General features: G+C 69.0%; 17 protein-coding genes. 8 read left to right on the forward strand and 9 right to left on the reverse strand.

Features of this window, described 5'->3' with window-relative positions; genetic code table 11:
• Positions 1 to 91 precede the first annotated feature (91 nt).
• A complete protein-coding gene (locus tag AC07DI_RS27630; protein WP_478906666.1) occupies positions 92 to 535 on the reverse strand; it encodes a MarR family winged helix-turn-helix transcriptional regulator in 444 nt (147 codons plus the stop codon).
• A 94-nt stretch (positions 536 to 629) separates the two neighbouring features.
• Between AC07DI_RS27630 and AC07DI_RS27635 the strand changes: the two genes are divergently transcribed.
• The 3 genes from AC07DI_RS27635 to AC07DI_RS27645 all read left to right on the forward strand — a co-directional run bounded on the left by AC07DI_RS27635 (position 630) and on the right by AC07DI_RS27645 (position 4,113).
• Complete coding sequence (locus AC07DI_RS27635; protein WP_478906668.1) at positions 630 to 2,438, forward strand: ABC transporter ATP-binding protein; 1,809 nt, start codon at positions 630 to 632, stop codon at positions 2,436 to 2,438.
• Between the two features lie 43 nt (positions 2,439 to 2,481).
• Complete coding sequence (mltG, locus tag AC07DI_RS27640; protein WP_478906670.1) at positions 2,482 to 3,294, forward strand: endolytic transglycosylase MltG; 813 nt, start codon at positions 2,482 to 2,484, stop codon at positions 3,292 to 3,294.
• 117 nt (positions 3,295 to 3,411) lie between these two features.
• Entirely contained in the window at positions 3,412 to 4,113 is a 702-nt protein-coding gene (locus tag AC07DI_RS27645; protein WP_478906671.1) for an antibiotic biosynthesis monooxygenase, read from the forward strand.
• Between the two features lie 27 nt (positions 4,114 to 4,140).
• Here AC07DI_RS27645 and AC07DI_RS27650 read toward each other — a convergent pair whose 3' ends face one another.
• Entirely contained in the window at positions 4,141 to 5,199 is a 1,059-nt protein-coding gene (locus AC07DI_RS27650; RefSeq protein ID WP_478906898.1) for an NAD(P)-binding domain-containing protein, read from the reverse strand.
• A gap of 156 nt (positions 5,200 to 5,355) precedes the next feature.
• On the opposite strand from AC07DI_RS27650, the gene AC07DI_RS27655 reads away from it, so the two are divergent.
• On the forward strand, positions 5,356 to 5,778 hold the full coding sequence (locus AC07DI_RS27655; protein WP_478906673.1) for a secondary thiamine-phosphate synthase enzyme YjbQ: 423 nt from the start codon (positions 5,356 to 5,358) through the stop codon (positions 5,776 to 5,778).
• Between the two features lie 33 nt (positions 5,779 to 5,811).
• Here AC07DI_RS27655 and rsgA read toward each other — a convergent pair whose 3' ends face one another.
• Positions 5,812 to 6,900: a ribosome small subunit-dependent GTPase A gene (gene rsgA, locus AC07DI_RS27660; protein WP_478906675.1), complete on the reverse strand. Its 1,089-nt coding sequence runs from the start codon at positions 6,898 to 6,900 to the stop codon at positions 5,812 to 5,814.
• A gap of 357 nt (positions 6,901 to 7,257) precedes the next feature.
• Between rsgA and AC07DI_RS27665 the strand changes: the two genes are divergently transcribed.
• The 3 genes from AC07DI_RS27665 to AC07DI_RS27675 are packed head-to-tail and all read left to right on the forward strand — an operon-like array spanning position 7,258 to position 10,833.
• Positions 7,258 to 8,895: a peptide ABC transporter substrate-binding protein gene (locus AC07DI_RS27665; protein ID WP_478906677.1), complete on the forward strand. Its 1,638-nt coding sequence runs from the start codon at positions 7,258 to 7,260 to the stop codon at positions 8,893 to 8,895.
• 56 nt (positions 8,896 to 8,951) lie between these two features.
• The gene (locus AC07DI_RS27670; protein WP_384253172.1) at positions 8,952 to 9,878 is read left to right on the forward strand and encodes an ABC transporter permease; all 927 of its coding nucleotides are present in this window, start codon (positions 8,952 to 8,954) and stop codon (positions 9,876 to 9,878) included.
• A 55-nt stretch (positions 9,879 to 9,933) separates the two neighbouring features.
• The gene (locus tag AC07DI_RS27675; RefSeq protein ID WP_384253169.1) at positions 9,934 to 10,833 is read left to right on the forward strand and encodes an ABC transporter permease; all 900 of its coding nucleotides are present in this window, start codon (positions 9,934 to 9,936) and stop codon (positions 10,831 to 10,833) included.
• 68 nt (positions 10,834 to 10,901) lie between these two features.
• Here AC07DI_RS27675 and AC07DI_RS27680 read toward each other — a convergent pair whose 3' ends face one another.
• From AC07DI_RS27680 to AC07DI_RS27705, 6 genes are all read right to left on the reverse strand, one after another.
• Positions 10,902 to 11,579, reverse strand: a complete 678-nt coding sequence (locus AC07DI_RS27680) for a response regulator (RefSeq protein WP_384253166.1) — start codon at positions 11,577 to 11,579, stop codon at positions 10,902 to 10,904.
• A 314-nt stretch (positions 11,580 to 11,893) separates the two neighbouring features.
• On the reverse strand, positions 11,894 to 13,231 hold the full coding sequence (locus tag AC07DI_RS27685; RefSeq protein WP_384253163.1) for an MFS transporter: 1,338 nt from the start codon (positions 13,229 to 13,231) through the stop codon (positions 11,894 to 11,896).
• The gene (locus AC07DI_RS27690; protein WP_478906680.1) at positions 13,228 to 15,114 is read right to left on the reverse strand and encodes an amino acid adenylation domain-containing protein; all 1,887 of its coding nucleotides are present in this window, start codon (positions 15,112 to 15,114) and stop codon (positions 13,228 to 13,230) included. The genes AC07DI_RS27685 and AC07DI_RS27690 overlap by 4 nt, the downstream gene beginning before the upstream one ends.
• A gap of 88 nt (positions 15,115 to 15,202) precedes the next feature.
• Positions 15,203 to 15,988 (reverse strand): class I SAM-dependent methyltransferase, encoded by a 786-nt coding sequence (locus AC07DI_RS27695; protein ID WP_478906682.1) that lies wholly within the window; start codon positions 15,986 to 15,988, stop codon positions 15,203 to 15,205.
• Positions 15,985 to 16,902, reverse strand: coding sequence for a thioesterase domain-containing protein (locus AC07DI_RS27700; RefSeq protein WP_478906684.1), 918 nt, complete (start codon positions 16,900 to 16,902; stop codon positions 15,985 to 15,987). Before AC07DI_RS27700 ends, AC07DI_RS27695 begins: the two co-directional genes overlap by 4 nt.
• 76 nt (positions 16,903 to 16,978) lie before the next feature.
• On the reverse strand, positions 16,979 to 17,743 hold the full coding sequence (locus tag AC07DI_RS27705; protein ID WP_384253151.1) for a sulfotransferase-like domain-containing protein: 765 nt from the start codon (positions 17,741 to 17,743) through the stop codon (positions 16,979 to 16,981).
• Between the two features lie 256 nt (positions 17,744 to 17,999).
• Between AC07DI_RS27705 and AC07DI_RS27710 the strand changes: the two genes are divergently transcribed.
• Positions 18,000 to 21,422 (forward strand): non-ribosomal peptide synthetase, encoded by a 3,423-nt coding sequence (locus tag AC07DI_RS27710; RefSeq protein ID WP_478906686.1) that lies wholly within the window; start codon positions 18,000 to 18,002, stop codon positions 21,420 to 21,422.
• Positions 21,423 to 21,447 lie beyond the last annotated feature (25 nt).

Genomic DNA, 21,447 nt, shown 5'->3' on the forward strand with positions numbered 1-21,447 from the left:
TAGTAGCTCCGCTACGAGGACTTCCCGGCGCCTTGCGATCGCACGCACCAGACGACGCCCACTGATCCGACCGGGGATATGACACAGGCTCTCAGCAGCGGCGGACGTCCGGCACATCGAACAACGCATTCAGCAGGATGCCCAGCTGTGCGCGCTGCTCGGTGTCCAGCGGGGCCAGAACGTCCTCCGCGGCGGCCCGGCGCGCGCCGCGCAGCTCGCCGAGGGCCTTGAGTCCCGTGTCGGTCAGTTCGATGCGGATCACCCGGCGGTTGGTGGGGTCGGGCGCGCGTCGTACGAGATCGGCCGCCTCCAGGCCGTCGACCAGGGTGGTCACGGCGCGGGGCACGACTTCGAGGCGCTCGGCGAGATCGGCCATGCGCGGCGGGGTCTCGTAGTGCGCGAGGGTGCGCAGCAGGCGGGACTGGGCGGGGGTGATGCCGGTCGGCCCCAGATGGCGTTTCTGGATCCGCTGCAGCCTGCGGGTCAGCCGCAGCAACTGTTCGGCGAGCAGGCCGTCGGGGTCCGGGGTGTTCATGCGGGAACCTTATCAGGACCTTGTGCATTGTGAGTATAGGTAACAGTGAGCTATGCTCCCTGAGTCATCGTCGTCCGAGATCCCGAAGGAGCCCATGCGCCACGACGAACCCGCCTGGACGCCGCAGCCCTCAGCCTCCGGCGAGGAGCCGCAGCCGCGCCAGATGCGCCGCATCCTCCGCCTCTTCCGTCCCTACCGCGGCCGCCTCGCGATCGTCGGCCTGCTGGTCTGTGCCGCCTCGCTCGTCTCGGTCGCGACCCCCTTCCTGCTCAAGGAGATCCTCGACACCGCCCTGCCGCAAGGGCGTACGGGCCTGCTGAGCCTGCTCGCGCTCGGCATGATCCTCAGCGCGGTCGTCACCAGTGTTCTCGGCGTCCTGCAGACCCTGATCAGTACGTCCGTGGGGCAGCGCGTCATGCACGACCTGCGCACCGCGGTCTACGGCCGGCTGCAGAGCATGTCGCTGGCCTTCTTCACGCGCACCCGCACGGGCGAGGTCCAGTCCCGGATCGCCAATGACATCGGCGGCATGCAGGCGACGGTCACCTCCACCGCCACGTCACTGGTCTCCAACCTCACGAGCGTGATCGCGACGGTCGTCGCCATGCTCGCCCTGGACTGGCGGCTCACCGTCGTCTCGCTGCTGCTCCTGCCGGTCTTCGTGTGGATCAGCCGCCGCGTCGGCCGCGAACGCAAGAAGATCGCCACACAGCGCCAGAAGCAGATGGCAGTGATGGCCGCGACGGTGACCGAATCGCTCTCCGTGAGCGGCATCCTCCTCGGCCGCACGATGGGCCGCGCCGACTCCCTCACCAAGTCCTTCGCCGACGAGTCGGAGCAATTGGTCGACCTGGAGATCCGGTCGAACATGGCGGGCCGCTGGCGTATGGCCGTCATCTCGATCGTCATGGCCGCCATGCCCGCGGTCATCTACTGGACGGCTGGCCTCGCCTTCCGGATGGGCGGCCCGACCGTCTCGATCGGCACGCTCGTCGCCTTCGTCTCGCTCCAGCAGGGCCTGTTCCGGCCGACGGTGAGCCTGCTCTCCACCGGTGTGCAGATCCAAACCTCGCTCGCGCTCTTCCAGCGCATCTTCGAATACCTCGACCTGCCCATCGACATCACCGAACCCGAGAAGCCGGTGCACCTCGACAGGATCAAGGGTGAGATCCGCTTCGAGGACGTCGAATTCCACTACGACGAGAAGTCGGGCCCCACGCTCCAGGGCATCGACATCGAGATACCCGCGGGCGGCAGCCTGGCCGTGGTGGGCCCCACCGGCTCCGGAAAGTCGACCCTGAGCCACCTCGTCCCCCGGCTCTACGACGTCACGGGCGGCCGCGTCACCCTCGACGGCGTCGACGTGCGCGATCTCGACTTCGACACCCTCGCGCGCGCCGTCGGCGTCGTCTCCCAGGAGACCTACCTCTTCCACGCCTCGGTCGCCGACAACCTCCGCTTCGCCAAGCCGGACGCCACCGACGAGGAACTGGTCGCGGCGGCGCGCGCCGCCCAGATCCATGACCACATCGCGTCCCTCCCCGACGGGTACGACACGGTCGTCGGCGAGCGCGGCCACCGCTTCTCAGGTGGCGAGAAACAGCGCCTCGCCATCGCCCGCACCATCCTGCGCGACCCACCGGTCCTCATCCTCGACGAAGCGACCAGTGCCCTGGACAACCGCACGGAGCGGGCGGTGCAGGAAGCCATCGACGCCCTCTCCGCCGACCGGACCACCCTCACCATCGCCCACCGGCTCTCCACCGTGCGGGGTGCCGACCAGATCGTCGTCCTGGACGGCGGGCGCACCGTCGAGCGCGGTACCCATGAGGAGCTCCTGGAGCGCGACGGCCGTTATGCGGCCCTCGTCCGCAGGGACGCCCAACTGGAGCCCGCGACATGAAGATATGTCCGGAATGTAAGCATTGGCGGGTTACCGTGCCTGCATGCAGACCAAGACTCCGCGACGTGGCACGATTCGACTGACGCGGCGGGGCCGGATCGCCCTGATCGCGACCGGAGCCGCCGCTGCGGCCGCCGCCGTGGCGGTGCCGTTGCTGCTGCCCGATGACAACGCCGGGCCCGACTCCCTCACCATCCCCGAGGGATGGCGTTCAGGCCAGGTGTACGCCGCTGTGGACAAGGCCCTCGGCGTCCCCGCGGGCACCACGAAGAAGGCCGTCCCGAAGGCAGCCCTGAAACTTCCCGGCGAGGCGCGCGGCAACCCCGAGGGATATCTCTTCCCGGCCACATACCCGATCAGTGCCGAATCGACCCCGGAATCCGTCCTCTCGTTCATGGTGAACACGGCGAACAAGAAGTTCGGCGGCGGCCACGTCACGGCGGGAGCCGGCCAGACTCCCGTGAACGGCTACCAGACGGTCACGATCGCGAGCATGATCGAGGCCGAGGCGGGCTCCAAGGAGGAGATGGGCAAGGTTGCCCGGGTCATCCACAACCGCCTCGAACGCGGTATGCCGCTCCAGATGGACTCCACGATCAACTACGCGCTCAACCGCTCCACACTGGTCACCAGCGAACGCGACACGAAGCTCGACAGCCCGTACAACACCTACGCACGCATGGGCCTGCCGCCCACGCCGATCGGCAACCCCGGCGAGGCGGCCGTGCGGGCGGCGGCGAACCCGACGCCGGGGAACTGGTTGTACTTCGTGACCGTCAAGCCAGGAGACACACGTTTCACACCGAGCTTCGAGGAACACCAGAAGAACGTGGGGGAGTTCAACAAGGCGAAGTAGCAGGAGCCCAGGGGGGAGATCTCCTGCTCGCCGGATCGGCTGCGCCTTGACCTCAACCGTGGTTCAGGTACAACGCTTTTCACTGATCATGACGCTCAGTTGCAGGAGGAGCCGACCATGGCCGCACCGATAGCACGTGCCTTTCCCGACGTCCGGCGCGCGGATGCCGGCACGATCCTCGTCAGTTCGTGGACCCTGCCGGCCCCAGGGGTCCAGAAGCAGGCCGCGGACCTCGTGATCGAGGAGTGGGAGCAGCAGGAGCGCCCGGCGGGCATGCTCTCGTTCACCACGTTCCTGAGCGAGAACGGCCGCGAGGTCCTCAACTACGCGCAGTGGACGGATGACGACTCCTACCGGGAATGGGCGCGTGCGGCCCGACAGCCCGAGGGCATGAGCAAGGTCGACCGTATGGTCCTGGGCATCGAGCGCCCCGGCCAGGTGCGCTACGGGCTCTACCGCAGCTACGCACCCGATGAGGGACCGGACGGGGCGCCGGGTGCGCTGGTCACGCCCACGTTCGAGACGACCGGGCCGGACAGCCAGCGCGCCTTCGTCGACAACGTCATCGCGATCCTGGAGCGCACCCGCCCACCGGGGCTGCTCGCCGCGCATTTCCACACGAGCAAGGACGGCCGACGGGTGCTCAACCACGCGGAATGGCGGGACATGTCGGCCTGGCGCCGCTTCGCCGAGGGTGGGGGAACCGTGGAACTGGGCACGATGATCGAGGCCCTGGACGGCGTCACTCCGGCCCCCACCCGGCCCAGCGTGCCGCGCTACCTCCCGTACAAGAGCCTGGTGAACGTCGCCGCACCCTGAACCGGCCGCCGGGGCGTCGCAGCCGCCTCACACCGTGACCGGCGCCTCCGCCAGCAACCGCTGGATGTCACGCACCGCCGCGCGGCCCGCACGGTTGGCCCCGATCGTGCTGGCCGAGGGCCCGTACCCCACCAGATGGACGCGCGGGTCGGCGGCGGCCCGGGTGCCTTCCAGTCGGATGCCGCCGCCCGTCTCGCGCAGCCGCAGGGGCGCGAGGTGCTCGATGGCCGCGCGGAAGCCCGTCGCCCAAAGAATGACGTCGGCGTCGACGCGGCGCCCGTCGTCCCATTCGACGCCGGTCGGCGTGATCCGGTCGAACATCGGCAGCCGGTCGAGGACGCCGTCGGCCCGTGCCTGCCGGATCGCGTCGTTCACGGGCAGTCCCGTCACGGAGACCACACTCCGCGGCGGCAGGCCCTGACGCACGCGCTCTTCGACCATGGCTACCGCCGCACGCCCCCAGTCCTCGTCGAACGGCCCCTCCCGGAACACCGGGGGACGCCGGGTGACCCAGGTGGTCGCGGCCGCGTACGGGGCCATCTCCATGAGGTGCTGCGTTCCGGACGCGCCGCCGCCCACGACGACGACCCGCAGGCCCTTGAACGCCTCGGGGCCGGGGTAGATCGCCGTGTGCAACTGCCGCCCCAGGAAGGTCTCCTGGCCCGGATAGCGCGGCCAGAACGGCCGGTCCCAGGTGCCTGTTGCGTTGATCAGCGCGCGCGTCGACCAGGTGCCCGCCGAGGTCTCGACGAGGAGCCTGCCGCCGTCGCCCTCCCGGACCTTGTGCACGTCGACGGGGCGTCGCACCCGCAGGCCGAAGCGGCGCTCGTACTCGTCGAAGTACTCCCCGATGACCTGCGAGGACGGTCGTGCGGGGTCGGCGCCCCTCAGCTCCATCCCGGGGAGCGCGTGCATGCCGTGCACCTTCCCGTACGTCAGGGAAGGCCACCGGAACTGCCAGGCTCCGCCGGGGCGGGGCGCGTGATCCAGGACCACGAAGTCCCGGTCCGGCTCGAAGCCGACCCGCCTCAGGTGGTAGGCGCCGGACAGGCCCGCCTGCCCGGCGCCGATGACGACCACGTCCACGTCCTGTGGCGCCTGCGCCGCCTGTGCGGGCTGTGCCGTCTCCTGGGCGGGCGCCGCGTCTCGTACCCCGATGTCGTTCACGTTTCTACCAACCTCATCGGGGTCCGGGATCTTCCCGCCCGGCGGACGCACCGCGTTATGGGGGAGGATGGCGGTATGTCCGATGCATTCACCACCCGGGTCCTGCAGGTCACCACCGGTTTGTCCGAGACGGTCGTCGACCTCACCTCCGACTGCGAGGCATTCCTGCGCGAGACGGCGGGCGACCGCGACGGTCTCCTCAACATCTTCGTGCCGCACGCCACCGCGGGGATCGCCGTCCTCGAGACGGGCGCGGGCAGCGACGACGACCTGCTCGCCGCGCTGCACACGCTGCTCCCCGCCGACGACCGCTGGCAGCACCGCCACGGCAGTCCGGGCCACGGCCGTGACCACGTCCTGCCCGCGCTGGTCCCACCGCACGCGACCCTGCCGGTCGTGAACGGAAGCCTGGAACTGGGGACCTGGCAGTCGGTGTGCCTGGTCGACACCAATGTCGACAATCCCGACCGCCGGGTCCGGCTGAGCTTCCTGGGCTGAGCCGCCCCTTCCCGGGCTCGGCGCCCGGCATCCTCAGGAGCGGTCGCCCCGCTTCCAGTGCCGCCGGACCTCGTCGCGCTGCCGTGCGTCGATGCGGTCCGCGATCCACTCGTTCTCCGCCGTCAGCTTGCGGTAGCTCTCCAGGCGGCGTTGGGAGAGTTCACCCTCGGCCACCGCCGCCAGGACGGCGCAGCGTGGTTCCGACGTGTGGGAGCAGTCGTGGAAGCGGCAGGATTCGGCCAGGCCCTCGACGTCGGAGAAGAGCAGGGAGAGGCCGCGCGCGGCGTCCCACAGACCGACGCCGCGCAGCCCCGGGGTGTCGATCAGCGTCCCGCCCTTGGGGAGTACGAGCAGGTCGCGGCGGGTCGTGGTGTGCCGGCCCTTGCCGTCGCTGTCCCGCGCGGCCCTCACCTCCTGGAGCTCACGGCCGACGAGCACGTTGGCGAGAGTGGACTTGCCGGCGCCGGACTGCCCGAGGAGCACAGAGGTGCCGTCGCTGAGCCGGGTGGCCAACTCCTCGACGCCCGCGCCGGTCTGTGCGCTGACGGCGAGAACCGGGACGTTCGGAGCGGCGTCGCGGATGTCGTCCGCCAGGAAGCGGAGGGTCTCCGGTTCGTGGACCAGGTCGGACTTGGTCATCACGACCACCGGCTGGGCTCCGCACTCCCAGCCGAGGGCCAGGAAGCGTTCGACCCTCTCCAGCTCCAGTTCCACGGCGAGCGACACGGCGATCACCGCGTAGTCGATATTGGTCGCGAGGACCTGCCCTTCGGACCGCTTGGACGAAGTGGACCGTACGAAAGCAGTACGGCGCGGCAGCAGAACGCGTACGTCCGCCGGTTCGGTCCTGGCATCCACGGCCACCCAGTCCCCGGCGCAGACGGCCCACATCGGATCGCGTGAGGCGATGGGAGCCGGATCGGCGTCCAGGGTCAGGGCCGAGGAGCCGTCCGCGGAGAGCGTCACCACTTCGCAGCGGCCGCGGTCCACGCGGATGACGCGACCGGGCAGCAGCCCCTTGGGCGCGTGCGGGGCGAAATCCGCTTCGACTCGGTTGTTCCAGCCGTACTCCGCGAGTGGGTGAGAGGCAGCAAGTTCTTCGGGTTCTGCAAGTTCGGTCAACGGTTCAGCCCTTCGAGAAGCGCGTCGTCCGAGCCTACCGACGGGGCGGGGCGCTGCCAACAGAATCCGCTGCCGGACAGGTTCTGTAAGCATTCTGCTTATGCCGGGCTAAGTCCGTGCGCTGAACGGGAGTTCAACACCGTACTGAAACACGTGTCAACGCATTGCCCGCGGTGGACCGTCGCCAATTACCCGCGCGTTTCCGTGGCGCGGACTTCGCTTCCGATTACTCCCGATAAGCAACATGCCGCGGCACTGTGTGATGCAAACGTGACGTGATTCCGGTGGCTCAACGCCCCGCCCGCCTCCAATAGTTGGCCGCCGGTGGGTGGGATGACGAAGGAGGCAGGCGACTGCATGCGTGGCAGCGGGAGAATCACTTGGGCCGCGGGGGCCGTGGCCCTCGCCCTGGCGGTGACGGCTTGTGGGGGAGAAGGGCAGAACCAGGGATCCGCCGAAGGCGGGACCTTCCGGTTCGGCCTGACCGAACCGGCCTCGATCGACCCCGGACTGGCGTCGGAGACCACGGGGCTGATCGTCTCCGAGGTGGTGTTCACCGGTCTCTACCGAGTGACCCCCAAGGGGGAGATGGAGCCTCGGCTCGCCACGGCGGCCAGTACCAATAAAGACTGCACCCAGTGGAAGTTCTCCGTGAAGAGCGGTACGAAGTTCACCAATGGTGAACCCGTCGACGCCGCGGCATTCGTGCGCGGCTGGAACCGCTCCGTCAACCCGGAACTGGCGTCCGACGTGTCGTACCACCTTGATGGAATCGTCGGGTACGACAAGGTGCGCAGCGGAAAGGCGAAGCGGCTCAGCGGATTGACCGCGCCCGACGCCACGTCGTTGCGGGTCGACCTCACGAACAGCGATTGCGAATTCGACAAGAAGACCGCACACACGGTGTTCAGCCCGATTCCCAAGGTCGCCGAGGTCGACGGGTACAAGAAGTTCGCGGACCTGCCGATCGGAAACGGCCCGTTCAAGATGGCGGGCAAGTGGGATCACAACAAGAAGATCTCCCTGGTCCGGAACGACGGGTACGGGCTCAAGAAGGCCAAGATCGGCCGGGTCGACATCACACTGCTCAACGATCAGAGCATGTTCGATCTCGAATACCAGGGATTCCAGACCGGTCTCTTCGACTACGCGCACATCCCGCCGGGGCAACTGCGGTCCGCCGAGGCCAAGTTCAAGGCCTCGGGAAAGTGGCTGACCCAGGATGTGAACGGCATGAACTACCTGCTGCCGATCACCGACCAGGGACCGCTCAAGAGCAGGGACGCCCGCCTCGCGGTCTCGTACGCCATCGACCGCAAGGCCATCACCGAAGGCCTCTACAAGGGCTATCAGCGTCCGGCGTCCTCGATCGTCCCGCCCGCGCTGCCGAAGTCGTACCAGGACAAGCTGTGCGCGTCCTGCCTGAAGCCCGACGCCAAGAAGGCCAAGGCGCACGCGAAGGCGGCGGGTCTCAAGCCGGGCGACGAGTTGTCCATCGTCTTCAACACCGGTGTCGGACACGACCAGTGGATCCAGGCGGTCGCCAAACAGCTCGAGGACACCCTCGGGCTCAAGGTGAAGCTCCAGGGCAAATCCTTCAGGGAAGGGCTCGAGGCCGAACAGAGCGCGGACGCCACGGGCCTGTTCCGGTACTCGTGGGGCGCCGACTACCCGACGCCCGACAACTACCTGTACCCGCTCCTGCACTCCGGTTCGATCGCCAAGGACGAGAACGGCGAGGTCAAGGGCGACAACCGCAGCCGCTATCACAACCCCGCGTTCGACAAGCTCGTCGACCGGGCGCGCGCCACGAAGGACGAGAAGCGGCGGACGGCCATCTACAAGCAGGCCGAGAAGATCGCCATGGACGACATGGCACTCATCCCCACGTTCCACCGGACCGAGTACCGCTTGGTGGCGAAGGACAAGTTCAACGGGCTCGACGCCCTTTCCTTCGGGGAGACGCCGTATCTCGAAGGGATCTCCCTGAAGTAACGGGAGATGGGGAGCACGCGCGGAAGTGAAGAACCGGCAGAGGGAGAGGACACAATATGGGGCGCTTCGTTGCCCGTCGTTTCGGGCAGATGCTGATCGTCCTCATAGGCGCGACCATTGTTCTCTTCGTCTGCCTCTTCGTGCTCCCGGGCGATCCGATCGGCTCACTCGCCGGTGGTGAGAACGCCCATGACCCGGTCGTGGTGGCCGAACTGCGGGAGCGCTACGGCCTGGGTCAGCCGTTCTACGAGCAGTACTTCCACTACCTCGGCAGGCTGCTCACCGGCGACCTCGGCGAAGACTATGTGCAGCGAAGAGAAGTCAGCGAAATCCTCGCTCCCAAGCTGTGGAACACCGCGCAGCTCGCCCTGGCGGCCATCGTCATCAATATCGCCGTCGGAGTGCCTGTCGGCGTGCTTGCGGCCCTTCGCAAATACAGCATCTGGGATGTCTCGGCGACCTTCGTCTCCACGCTGACCATCGGATTCCCGACCTTCGTGATCGGCTTCCTGCTGCAGAAGTTCTTCGTCGTCGAACTGGGCTGGTTCCCGCTGCTGAGCACCGGGAACATCGAGTCCCTGGTGCTGCCCGCGGTGACACTGGCCATCGTCGACGCGGCGCTCGTGGCCCGCCTGATGCGCGGGACGATGCTGGAGGTGCTGCAGGCGGACTACATCAAGACCGCCGTCGCCAAGGGGCTGCCGCCCAGAACGGTGCTGTTCAAGCACGTGCTGCGGAACTCCATCATCCCGGTCGTCACCTACCTCGGCATCTCCCTCGGCCTGCTGATGGGCGGAGCCCTGATCGCCGAGGCGATCTTCAACTGGGACGGCGTCGGGCTCGCCCTGGTCAACGCGGTCCGCCAGCAGAACAACCCCGTCGTCCTGGGAGTGGTGACGTACGGGATCGCCGTCTTCGTCGTCCTGAGCCTGCTGGTGGACCTGCTGTGCGCGGCGCTCGACCCGCGCATCCGGGAAAGCTGACCGCCCGACCCGCTGCCGGCCCGAACGTGGCTTTGGACCCGACCAAGGAACCTGCATGAGTGAACTGACCAAGAGTCCGGCCGCTGTGTCCGACGAACCGCCGGGCGCGCCTTCGCAGACGACGTACTGGCGGGTCGTACGCGTCCGGTTCCTGCGCAACCGGCTCGCCGTGGTCGGTCTTGTCATTGTGGTGGGGCTGGTGCTCACCGCTGCCTTCGGCCCTTTGCTTGTGCCCCACGACCCGGAGACGCAGGATCTCGGCAACACCATGGCGGGGCCGTCGGCGGGGCACTGGTTCGGGACGGACGGTCTGGGCCGGGACCTGCTCTCCCGATTGGTCGCGGGGACCCGCCTCGCCCTCCTGATCGGGCTGGCGTCCATCGTCCTGACCTGCGCCATAGGTGTCGTGCTCGGAGCGCTCGCGGGCTATGCGGGCGCATGGGTCGACGCGCTGATCATGCGGACCGCGGATGTCTTCCTGGCCTTCCCGCTGCTGGTCGGCGCCATCGCCATCATCCTGGTGACGGGGCAGGGCGTCTGGCCGGTCATCGCCGCGCTCGCCCTGTTCTCGTGGGCGACGGTGGCCCGCCTGCTGCGCAGTTCCATCCTCTCCGTACGCGAAGCGGACTACGTCGCCGCGGCCCGCGCGCTCGGCGCCGGTCACCTGCGGATCGTGTTGCGGCACATCCTCCCCAACTCGATGACGCCGGTGCTCGTGTACGCCGCCTTCAACACCGGAACGGCCATCGTCAGCGTGGCCTCTCTCTCCTTCCTCGGGATCGGCGTCGCCCCAGGCGTGCCGGAGTGGGGGAACATCCTCGCCGAGGGCCGGCAGTTCATCGGCGTCAGCGATCACCTCTGGGCGTTCCCCAGCCTCGCGATCGTCCTGACCGTGCTCGGCTTCGTCTTCGTCGGTGACGGACTGCGCGACGCCCTCGACCCGAAGCTGCACTGAGGACGGCGCCCGGGACGTAACGGCGGGAGATCCGGCGGGGCCTGGGGCTCCGCCGGGAAACCGGTGAGTCAGCTGTCGGCGGTGGCCATCTGCATCACCCCTGAGCGGTAGGCGAACGAGACCAGTTGAGCCCGGTCCCTGAGCTCCAGCTTGTTCCGCAGCCGGTACACGTGCGTGCGTACGGTGGCGATGCCGATGGCGAGATCCACCGCGACCTGCTCTGTCGACCTGCCTCGCGCGATGAGCGAGAGTACCTGTCGTTCCCGCGGAGTCAGGGCGGCCGCGACGGGTTGCAGACTTCCTTCGGGCCGGCTGTCCTGCCGGCGGAACCAGGTGACCAGCCGCTCGGCGACCCTGGGGGCCAGCATCATGCGCCCCTCGGCCGCGGCGTGCACCGCCGAGATCATCTCCGCGTGGTCGACCTCTTTGACCAGCAGACCGGTGACGCCCGCGTGCAGGAGGGCGGAGATGACGTCGTCGCTGTCGTCCATGGTGAAGGCGACGATGCGGGGAGCGGGAGAGAGGTTCTCCTTGCGGAGACGTTTGATCATTTCGAGACCGGAAAGACCGTCCAGGGTGAGGCTGGTGATGATGACGTGCGGGCGCCGCGTCCTGGCAATCATCATCGCGTGAATTCCGGAAGCCGTGGAATCGATGACGCGAATGTCCTCTTCGGGTGCCAGAATTGCGCTTATCCCGTTTCGGACGACCGGCAGCTGATCACAAATCAGTACGTCGATTGGCATGTTCCCCCGTTTCACTTCCCTTATCTGGGGGCATGGGAAAGTGCACGGTACTGATACTGAAATCTTGCGCATGCGCGATCCGCGTCCGGGCGTACTGCTGCCCGTGGACGCGACGGCATAAGGCTTGATTTCCCCCGGTTTGGTCTCCCCTGTCCCCCGCGTCACTCCAGTTTCTGGTAGTGACGCTTTGGCTGATGGCAACCCTGCCGACTCTCGGGGGACAGGTCAAGGCTTGAGTTTCACTGCGCCGTGTGCTTTTGGCGACGTCACGATCGAAATCGTGACTCTACGGACGTCATATTCGAACGGTTGCGTCAGGATGGAGCGCTTGCGCCCGTCTGTGGCTGGATTTCGACGGCCTTGCTGTCCGTACTCCGGTCCTCGTGCACGGCCTCCAGATTGCGGGCGTCCCGGACGACGAACAGCAGGGCGGGGGTGAGGAACATCCAGATGGCCCCCACCATGAGGACGGTCGTCGTGGAAGTCAGGCCGCCGGCCGGACCGACGAGTGCCTGGCCCACCGGAAGCAGCCCGATGCTCCCCAGCCATTCGTACGAACTGACCCTGCTCATCGAGCCGATGGGGACGTTCTGTTGCATCGCGGTCAGCGAGAAGACGTTGAACATCGAAAGACCGATGTTGCTGAGGATCGCGGCGACGGCGATCACGGGAACCGGAGCGAGCAGCGCGATGGCCAGGAGTTGCAGACCGTAGAGGCCGAGCGGCATGAAGGAGGCGCGCATGATGAAGCGCGGCCGCATCCGAAGGGCGATCACCCCGCCCAGTACGGAGCCGAGCCCGGTGCAGGCGCTGATGATCGCCCAGGCGGAGGCGCCGCCCAGGTCGTCACGGGCCAGGGCGGGACCGAACACCTGCCAGGCGGGCAGCACGAGGAGATGGAACGAGGCGGCCCACGCCACCATCGTCCACAGCCACGTTCTGGAGCGGAACTCGCCCCAGCCCAGCTTGAGATCGTTGAAGATCGACGAGGGCTTCTCCGTCTCGTCCTTGTCCGGGGCGGAGCCGGGGGCGAGACGGATGAAGTAGAGGGCGGACGCGCTGACGGCGAAGGTCGCCGCGTCGAAGATCAGGGCGGCGCCGGGGGAGAAGAGCACGACCAGGACGCCCGCGATGGCCGGGCCGATGGTGTACGCCGTGTTCTCGCTGAGCCCCATCAGCCCGTTCGCCCGCTGCAACTGCGCGGGCTTGACGACCTCGGGCAGCAGACCCGTCGCGGCCGGGTGGAAGAAGGCGCCGGCGGTCCCCGCGATGAACTGGAGCGCGACCATCGACGACAGCGACGCGGTGCCCGTGAGCAGCATGACGCCCTGTGCGAACTGGGACAGGAAGCAGGCCGCGTCGCACAGGAGCATCAGGCGCCGACGGGACATGCGGTCGGCGATGACTCCGCCCAGCAGAAGCAGCAGCACGGTGGGTATCACGCGGGCGGCGAGCACCAGGCCGAGGGCGGTGGCGGAATCGGTCAGCTCGAGGACCGCGAAGGCGAGGGCGACCGGAACGATCGCGTCACCGATGATGGAGCTTGTCTGGCCGATGTAGAGAAGCCTGAACTCCCGCTGACCGACCAGTTCCCGCAGTTCCCCCCTGCGGGTGGTTCGACGCTTCGTCGGCCCGTCTGCGGAACTGTTCATGTCGTCCTTTCGTGAGTGGGCGCCTGCGCGGCCGGCCCGTCAGGATCCGTCTCTTGCACGTCCAGGAGGGCGTCGAGCTGGTCCGGGTCCATCGCCGCCATCAGCTCCGAGGTCACGGCCTGCGCCAGCTGCGCGACGGTGGGGCCGTCGAGCAGTACGCGGACCTGCAGCCGCACGCCGAAGTCGCGCCGCACCCTGGCCATCAGGCGGATCGCGAGCAGGGAGTCCCCGCCCATGTCGAAGAAGTCGTCGTGGATGCCGACGCGCCGACGGGAGAGCACCTGGGCGAAGTTGTCCGCGATGCCCTCCTCGATCTCGTCGCGCGGCCCGTCGGCCGACTCGGCATCGTCCCATGTTCCTGCCGGGGGCGGGAGTTGGGAGGGGTCGAGCTTGCCGTTGGGGGTGGTGGGGAGTTCCGCGAGGGGAGTGATGGTCGCGGGGACCATGTGGGACGGGAGGTGTTGCGCCAGGTGGTCGTGGAGGGCTTTGAGGGTGACCGACGTGACGGGAGTCGCGGGGGCCAGGACCGTGTAGGCGGCGAGCCGCGGGTGGGCCGGGTCACCGCGGTCGAGGGTGACCGCCGCGGCGTGGACGCCGGGGTGCGCGAGGAGGGTGCGCTCGATCTCGCCGGGCTCGATGCGGAAACCGCGGAGCTTGATCTGGTGATCGCTGCGGCCGTGGTGGTGGAGCCGTCCCGCGGGCGTGCGGTGGGCCAGGTCACCGGTGCGGTAGAGGCGCTCGCCGGGCACGTACGGGTCGGGCAGGAAGCGGCCGGCGGTCAGATCGGGGCGGTTGAGGTAGCCCTTGGTGACGCCGGGGCCGGAGACGTACATCTCGGCGACCGTGCCGTCGGCCACGGGCCGCAGCTGGTCGTCCAGGAGATGGACGGTCAGGTCCGGCAGCGCCGTGCCGATGGGTGTGCCGTGCGGGCGCGGGTCGCTCACGTCGGCCTGGGTGAGGCGGTGGTGGGTGACATGGACGGTGGTCTCGGTGATGCCGTACATGTTGACCAGGTGCGGGCTGCCGATCCCGTAATGGGTTGTCCAGTCGGCGAGTTGGGCGGGCTGGAGGGCCTCGCCCCCGAAGACGATGTGGCGCAGCCGGGTGGGGCCGTAGCCGGCGTGGGCGGCGGCCCGGGCCAGATGGGCGAAGGCGGTGGGGGTCTGGGACAGCATGGTGACCCCCTGTTCGCCGATCAGCCGCCACATGGCGTCCGGGTCGCGGGTGGTGGCGTACGGGACGACGTGGACGCGGCCACCGTGCAGCAGCGCGCCGTAGATCTCCCAGACCGAGAAGTCGAACGCGGCCGAGTGGAACATCGTCCACACGTCGCACTCGTCGAAGCCGAACAGCTCCCTCGAGGTGGAGAAGAGCCGCAGCAGGTTGTCGTGGCTGACCGCCACTCCCTTGGGACGGCCCGTGGAGCCCGAGGTGTAGATGACGTACGCGGTGTCGCGGCCCGAGACCCGGGCCCACTCACCGGCACCGGACCCGTCGCCCTCGTCCCCGAGGTCGCTGATGCCGCCGGTGTCGTCGAGGTCGACGAACGCGCCCGCCACTCCCTCGAACGCCGGGGCCAGACGTCCCGGCGCCGCCACCGCCGCACATCCGGCGTCCGCCACCGTGAGCCGCAGCCGCTCGGCCGGGTAGCCCGGATCCAGTGGTACGTATCCGGCTCCCGTCCGCAGCGCGGCGACGAGCGTGACGATCAGTCCGACGCCCCGGTCCGTACACACCCCCACCAGGGACCCGCGCCCCACGCCCGCCGCGCGCAGCCGCCCGGCCAGCGCCCCCGACAGGCGGTCGAGCTCGGCATACGTCAACGACCGGTCGCCGTCGGAGACCGCCACGCGCCCCGGCCACCGGTCCATGGCCCGTGCCAACACCGCACCTACCCCGGTGGCGCTCTGACCTGCCGGATTCTCGGACGCGTTCAACACCGCTGTTCCCCTTCTCTACAGGTTGGGCCAGTCACTCGGAGGCGGTGGCGACCCAGACGAAGTCTTCGGAGTCCGGCGCGTAAGGAGTGCGCTCGTAGTCCCCGTACTCCCGCTCGATGCGGAATCCCGCTTGTGCCAGCAAGGTGCGTATTTCCGGCGGGAACCGGTAGATGTTCCTGCGGATGTCGTGTCGGCGTTCCAGGACGAGGCCCTGTTCGTCCAGGATCTCGCTCACCCGCCGCCGCGTGATGCTCTGCTTCTCGTGGTCGAAGGTGCTGTAGTCCCACAGAGCGATCCGCCGGCCCGTACGCGGGTGACGGATCTCGTCCACGAAAAGCTGACGGTTGTGGTAGTTGGCGAAGTCCGCCTCGTGGAACACGGGAACTCCCGCGACGAAACGCGCTCCCGGCAGCATGTGGCGGCGAATGGTGGTCAGGGCCGCGAGCCAGTCCTCGTCCGTCTCGAGGTGGAACATGGTCTGGCCGCCCGCGAGGACGAGCTTGAACTGCTCATCCAGGTCGAAATCGCGCAGATCGGCTTCGACCAGGCCCACCCGCTCCTCGGGCACACCGGACTCCGAGAGATTGACCCGGCCCTGCGCCAGCATCGACGGGGAGCGGTCCACGCCCACCGCACGGTCGACGTGCTCCATGCAGGGCAGCAGGACCCGGCCCGTGCCGCAGCCGATCTCCAGCAGCGGGCCCCCGAACTCCTTGGCCTCGGTCAGCAGGAAGGGCAGGTCGAAGCTGTTGAGGTCAGCCCAGAGAACGTCGTAGATCTCCGCTTCGTGGAGGTAGTCGTCTTCGGTCCCGGTCACCGGTACTCCTGAGTTTCGTTGGCGGTGTGCAGCAGAATGCGGGCGATGTCGTGCACGGTTTCCCCGGTCAGCAGCGTGAAGTGATCGCCGGGGACGCGGTGGCGGCCGAGCGGCACCTCCGTGCACAGCGGCCGCCAGATCTCCGGGCTCACGTCGGAGGCTTCCGCGTGGAACAGCGTCACCTGACCCCGGTAGGCGCCCGGAGTGTGCCGCTGCATGGCTCTGGTGGTGCGGGCGAACACCCCGTACCTGTCGCGGAGTTCCGCGGCGCCCAGACCGAGGTCGAGGCCTTGTTCCGCCAGACCTCGGGCCGCGCCCTCCAGTGCCTCGGGCACGGGGGCGTCCCAGACGGTGTCCGGCAGCGGCACCCCGTCGGTCTTGGCGCCGCTCGACCCGAGCAGGTCCTCGACGAACGCCCGCAACGTCTCCGCCTGGGACCAGGGCCCGGTGCCGGCCGGCCACGGCGCGCTGTCGATCAGCGCGACCGGCGCGGCCCAACCGGTCGCGCAGGCGTGGCGGCGCGCCATCTCGTGCGCGACGAGGCCGCCGAACGACCAGCCGCCCAGCAGTGCGGGGCGCCTCACCCCCCGCTCGCCGAGAAGCTCCAGGTAGTGCCGGGCCAACTCCTCGACGCTCGGCTGCCGTTCTCCGGTGAGGGCTGCGTCGGCGGCGATCGCCCAGACCGGACGCGGGCCCTCCAGCAGCCGGGCGAGCGGACCGTAGCAGAAGACTCCGCCACCGATGGGGTGGGTCAGCACGATCGGATCGGTTCGCCCGGGCGCCCCCTCCCGCAGGACGATCACGCCGCCCGACGAGGTGGCCACCGGGGTGGGCCGGGTCCGCTCCCGCTCGTGCAGCATGCGCAGGTACAGCTCCCGCCTGGCCGGTGACAGCGCCTTGACGCGGTCGTCCATGGAAGGCGTGCTGCCGTCTCGCGTCACTGATTCCCTCTCGTCACCCCGGTGCTCCCGTCCCCCCCTCCGCGCGCCGCTACGGCTGCGCGGGTGCTTGCACGGGCTTCAGGCGCCGCTCGTACAGGTAGGTGTAGAAGGGGAGTTCCTCGCGGTAGTAGTCGGCGAGCAGCGCGTTGTTCTCGACCGTGTCCGGGTATTCCTTGGTGCTCTTCACGAAGCCGTTGGTGGCGCTGGCGTCCTGGTGCCAGCGCGCCGTCAGCTTCCATTCGGCCGGCATGCCGGGGGACCAGGAGAGCGCGGTGGGGTCGAACGGCAGCCCGACCCGCTCGCAGTACGCGCGCACGGTGTCCGCCGGCCGGTCGATGAGGTCGTCGGAGTCGACCACGACGGGCTCGACCCCCTGGGCCTGCGCCACTGCCAGGTAGATCTCCTGGAGACGGGCGAAGCCGACCTCCTCCCGGCGCAGTTCGGGGTTGAGAGCGTAGTGCGAGGCGATGACCTCTTGAGGGTCCCGGATGATGAAGGTGTGGCACACCTCGCGCAGGAATTCCTGATCCTCGAGAACGCCCGGGTAACGGAAATCAGTGGTGTCCTTGAAGAACAGGCTCGATTTTGCACCCATATCCCTGATCGCGGCGATGAGTTCGGCCTCGGAACGCACCACCCGGTCCCCGACCTCCGCGGAACCGAAGTCGGCGAGGCGGGAAAAGGGCTCATGCAGGGCGAGCACGTCACCCCGCCCCATCATCATGCGCAGGAACGCGGTCGAACGGGAGCGGGGCGCGCTCCACAAGGCGATGACCTGCGCCCCCGAACCTCCGCCGCGCAGCGAGTCGTTCATGTCCGGCTCCTCTTCTCGAACGGCACGGTCACCGTGGCCTGCCGCTGCGCATGGGTGAGCCGCAGCCAGCAAGCAGAGTAATCCAGAGACCGTCCCGCGGAATACTGAAAGGCTTTACGCAGAAGTTCATCGCTGAGCCACAGTCGGGTAAGCGTCACGCTTACCCCGATCAAGCGCCGGTGGTGAGGACAGTCCCTGGGACTTTCTTTATCGTTTCGAATCGGTACCCGAAGTCCGGCCGAAATGGAGAGCTGCCATGAGCGAGCTGGTCAAGAGACTGGCCAAGCTGCCCGAGAGTCGCCGGGCGGAGTTCCTCGCGCAGCTACGCTCGGGAGCCGAGGACCGGCGCGGCCAGGAACTGGCGCCCAGGAACACACAGGAGCCCGCGCCCCTGTCCCACGCGCAGGAAACCCTCTGGTTCATCGACCGGCTCGCGCCCGGCAGGGCCACGTACAACGTCGCCGCAAGCTTCCGCATCCGTGGCGCACTCGACGTACCCGCCCTGGGCCGGGCGCTGCGGACCGTCGTCACCCGCCACGAGACGCTGCGGACCTCCCTGGTGGACGCGCACTCCGGCCTCGTGCAGCGGGTACTGCCCGCGGACGATCACCGGGTCACCGTCCCGCTCGCCGTCCGTGACCTCTCCTCGGCGCCGCAGGGCGCCGCCGCGGCGGGCCGGGACTTCGCCGCCGAGCTGGGGCGCACCCCCTTCGACCTCACCCGAGCGCCGCTGTGGCGCGCCGGGCTGGCGCTTCTGGGGGACGAGGACCACCTCTTCGTGTTCGTGGTCCACCATGTCGTCTTCGACGGCTGGTCGGCCGGGGTGTTCGCGGACGAACTCTCGGCCGCCTATGCGGCCGAGACGGCATCACGAGCGGCGGATGCGGGTGCCCATGCCGATCCGGATGCGGGTGCGGATTCCGATGCACTGGCCCCTCTGCCCGTCCAGTACGGCGACTACGCCGAGTGGCAGCGGCGCCGTCTGACCGGGGACACCTACGAACAGCTGGCCGCCTACTGGCGGGAACGATTCACCGGCGCCCCCACCCTTGAGCTGCCCACCGACCGGGCCCGGCCGACGGAGACGACGTACGACGGCACCTATCTGCGCCAGGTCCTGGCTCCGGAACTGACGGGCTCGGTGGCACGGCTCGCCCGCTCCTGCGGCGTGACACCGTACGTCGTCCATCTCTCCGCCTTCCTCCTGCTCCTGCACCGCTACAGCGGTCAGGACGACATCGTCATCGGTACGCCCACGGCCAACCGTGACCAGGTCGAGGTCGAGCGGCTGATCGGCTTCTTCGTCAATATGCTCCCGCTGCGCGCCGACCTCTCGGGCGCCCCGACCTTCCGTGAGCTCGTGGGACGCGTCGGAGAGCTGGCGCGCGAGGCCTTCGCGCACGGGGAACTGCCCTTCGAGAAGATCGTGGAAGTGGCGCGGCCCCGCCGGGACCCTTCGCGTTCCCCCCTGTTCCAGGTCGTGTTCGCCTTCCACAACACGGCCGACAACGGCCTCGGCCTGCCCGGGCTCGACGTCCGCCAGGAGTACCTCGACGCGGGCACCTCCCGCTTCGACCTGAGCTGGAACGTCACCGAGCGCCCCGAAGGCAGCGTCGTGGAGGCGGAGTTCAACACCGACCTCTTCGACCACGAGACCGTCGAGGGCTTCCTCGACCACTACGAGCAGGCCCTCACCGCGGTCCTCGCGGACCCGGAGCTGGCGGTCCCGAGGACCCCGCTCCTCACCCCGGCGGCCCGCAAGGAGATGGTGACCCGGTGGAACGGGCCCGCCCTCGCCGTCCCCGACCTCTCCGTCCCCGCGCTGTTCGAGGAGCGGGTACGGGCGACGCCGCACGCCGTCGCCCTGGTCGCCGGCGCCGAGCGGCTCACCTACGCCGAGCTCAACCGGCGGGCGAACCGGCTGGCCCGGGTTTTGCGGGCCCGCGGCGCGGCGCCCGGTGAGCGGGTCGCGCTGTGTCTGCGCCGTACGCCCGACCTGATCGCGGGTGTCCTCGCGGTACTCAAGTCCGGCGCCGCGTACGTGCCGGTCGACCCCGGCTATCCGCAGGCCCGCATGGCGTCCATCCTCGACGATGCCGCGCCGGTCGCCGTCCTCGCCCACGAGGAGTGCGCCCGGAGCCTGCCCGGCGGCCACGACGTGCTCGTACTGGAAGAACTGGCGGACGCCGTGTCCGGCGAGGCCGACGACGACCCGGCTTTCGCGGTGGCTCCCGGGGACGTCGCGTATGTCCTCTACACCTCCGGCACGACCGGCCGCCCCAAGGGTGTGCTCATCGAGCACCACTCGGTCATCGGATTCGTCGCGGCCATGCGGGACCTCTTCGAGATCACCCCCGACGACCGCGTGCTGGGCTACGCGTCGGCCAACTTCGACGTCTCCGTCGGCGAGATGTTCAACGCGCTTCTCACCGGCGCGCAACTGCACCTGGTCGCGGACGAGGTGCGCCTCGACGTCGGCAGGCTGCAGGAGCTGCTGGAGAAGGAGCGCGTCTCCGTCGTCGATCTGCCGCCCGCGGTCCTGGCCCTCCTCGACCCCGACCGGCTGCCCGATCTGCGCATCGTCTTCGTCGGGGGCGAGGCCTTCCCCGGGGAGCTGGTGAACCGCTGGAACCGCGAAGGGCACCGCTTCTTCAACGGATACGGCCCGACGGAATGCACGGTCACCATGGTCGTCCACGAGTGCCCCGGGCACTGGGACGCGTCCCCGCCCATCGGGCTGCCCATCGCCAACCACGTCGCGCACGTCGTGGACGAGCACATGGAGCCGGTGCCCTACGGTGTGGTCGGCGAACTGCTCGTGGGCGGCGAGGGGTTGACGCGCGGATACCTCGGGGAGCCCGGACTCACCCGCGAGAAGGTGATCGCCGACCCGTTCGACAGCACCGCGGACGGCCGTCTCTACCACACCGGTGACCTGGTGCGCAGGCTCCGTGACGGCAGTCTCGTCTTCGTCGGGCGCAAGGACCAGCAGGTCAAGATCCGCGGCCTGCGGATCGAACTGGGCGACGTCGAGGCGGCGTTGGCGTCCTGCCCCGGCGTCAGCCAGGTGGCCGTGGTGCCCTGGGCGGACCCGCAGGGTGAGCGGCACCTGGTGGCCTACACCGCGTCCTCGGGCGAGACGGTCGAACCGGCGCGGCTGCGGGCCCACGCCGCCGACCGGCTGCCCGGCTACATGGTGCCGTCCTTCTTCGTCGCGCTGGAGACGCTCCCGCTCACCGTCAGCGGCAAGGTCGACCAGCGGGCGCTGCCGGACCCGGACCCGGACCGCTCCGCCGTGCGTGAGAACGGCGGCACACTGCCCCGCACGGAGACCGAGCGGGTCATCGCCGAGGAGATCTTCGCCCGGACCCTGCGCCGGGATCGGGTAGGGGTGCACGACGACTTCTTCGCCATCGGGGGCAACAGCCTGCAGGCCGCCCAGCTGATGTCGCTGCTGTCCGAGCGCTTCCAGGTGCGGGTCGGCCTCGCGGAGTTCTTCCGCTCTCCCACGGTGGCCCATCTCGCGGAGTCCGTCGACCGGCTGCGCGACCGGAGCAGCGGCAGCGACGACCTGCTCGCCCTGATCGAGGGGATGTCCGACGCGGACGCGACCCGTCTCATGGAAGCGGGCGCCGCGGACATCACCGATGGGGCGGGCGTCGCGCACGAGCAGGGCTGACCGGGCGTCACGGACCGTACGATCG

It is taken from the genome of Streptomyces sp. NPDC044106, assembly GCF_056433985.1.

Bases quoted from the DNA above. Each gene is read 5' to 3' on its own strand.
- AC07DI_RS27700 (WP_478906684.1), bottom strand. From the start codon at position 16,902: ATGGACGACCGCGTCAAGGCGCTGTCACCGGCCAGGCGGGAGCTGTAC.
- AC07DI_RS27710 (WP_478906686.1), top strand. From the start codon at position 18,000: ATGAGCGAGCTGGTCAAGAGACTGGCCAAGCTGCCCGAGAGTCGCCGG.
- AC07DI_RS27665 (WP_478906677.1), top strand. From the start codon at position 7,258: ATGCGTGGCAGCGGGAGAATCACTTGGGCCGCGGGGGCCGTGGCCCTC.
- mltG (WP_478906670.1), top strand. From the start codon at position 2,482: ATGCAGACCAAGACTCCGCGACGTGGCACGATTCGACTGACGCGGCGG.
- AC07DI_RS27630 (WP_478906666.1), bottom strand. From the start codon at position 535: ATGAACACCCCGGACCCCGACGGCCTGCTCGCCGAACAGTTGCTGCGG.
- AC07DI_RS27645 (WP_478906671.1), top strand. From the start codon at position 3,412: ATGGCCGCACCGATAGCACGTGCCTTTCCCGACGTCCGGCGCGCGGAT.
- AC07DI_RS27680 (WP_384253166.1), bottom strand. From the start codon at position 11,579: ATGCCAATCGACGTACTGATTTGTGATCAGCTGCCGGTCGTCCGAAAC.
- AC07DI_RS27705 (WP_384253151.1), bottom strand. From the start codon at position 17,743: ATGAACGACTCGCTGCGCGGCGGAGGTTCGGGGGCGCAGGTCATCGCC.
- AC07DI_RS27675 (WP_384253169.1), top strand. From the start codon at position 9,934: ATGAGTGAACTGACCAAGAGTCCGGCCGCTGTGTCCGACGAACCGCCG.
- AC07DI_RS27655 (WP_478906673.1), top strand. From the start codon at position 5,356: ATGTCCGATGCATTCACCACCCGGGTCCTGCAGGTCACCACCGGTTTG.
- AC07DI_RS27685 (WP_384253163.1), bottom strand. From the start codon at position 13,231: ATGAACAGTTCCGCAGACGGGCCGACGAAGCGTCGAACCACCCGCAGG.
- AC07DI_RS27670 (WP_384253172.1), top strand. From the start codon at position 8,952: ATGGGGCGCTTCGTTGCCCGTCGTTTCGGGCAGATGCTGATCGTCCTC.
- AC07DI_RS27635 (WP_478906668.1), top strand. From the start codon at position 630: ATGCGCCACGACGAACCCGCCTGGACGCCGCAGCCCTCAGCCTCCGGC.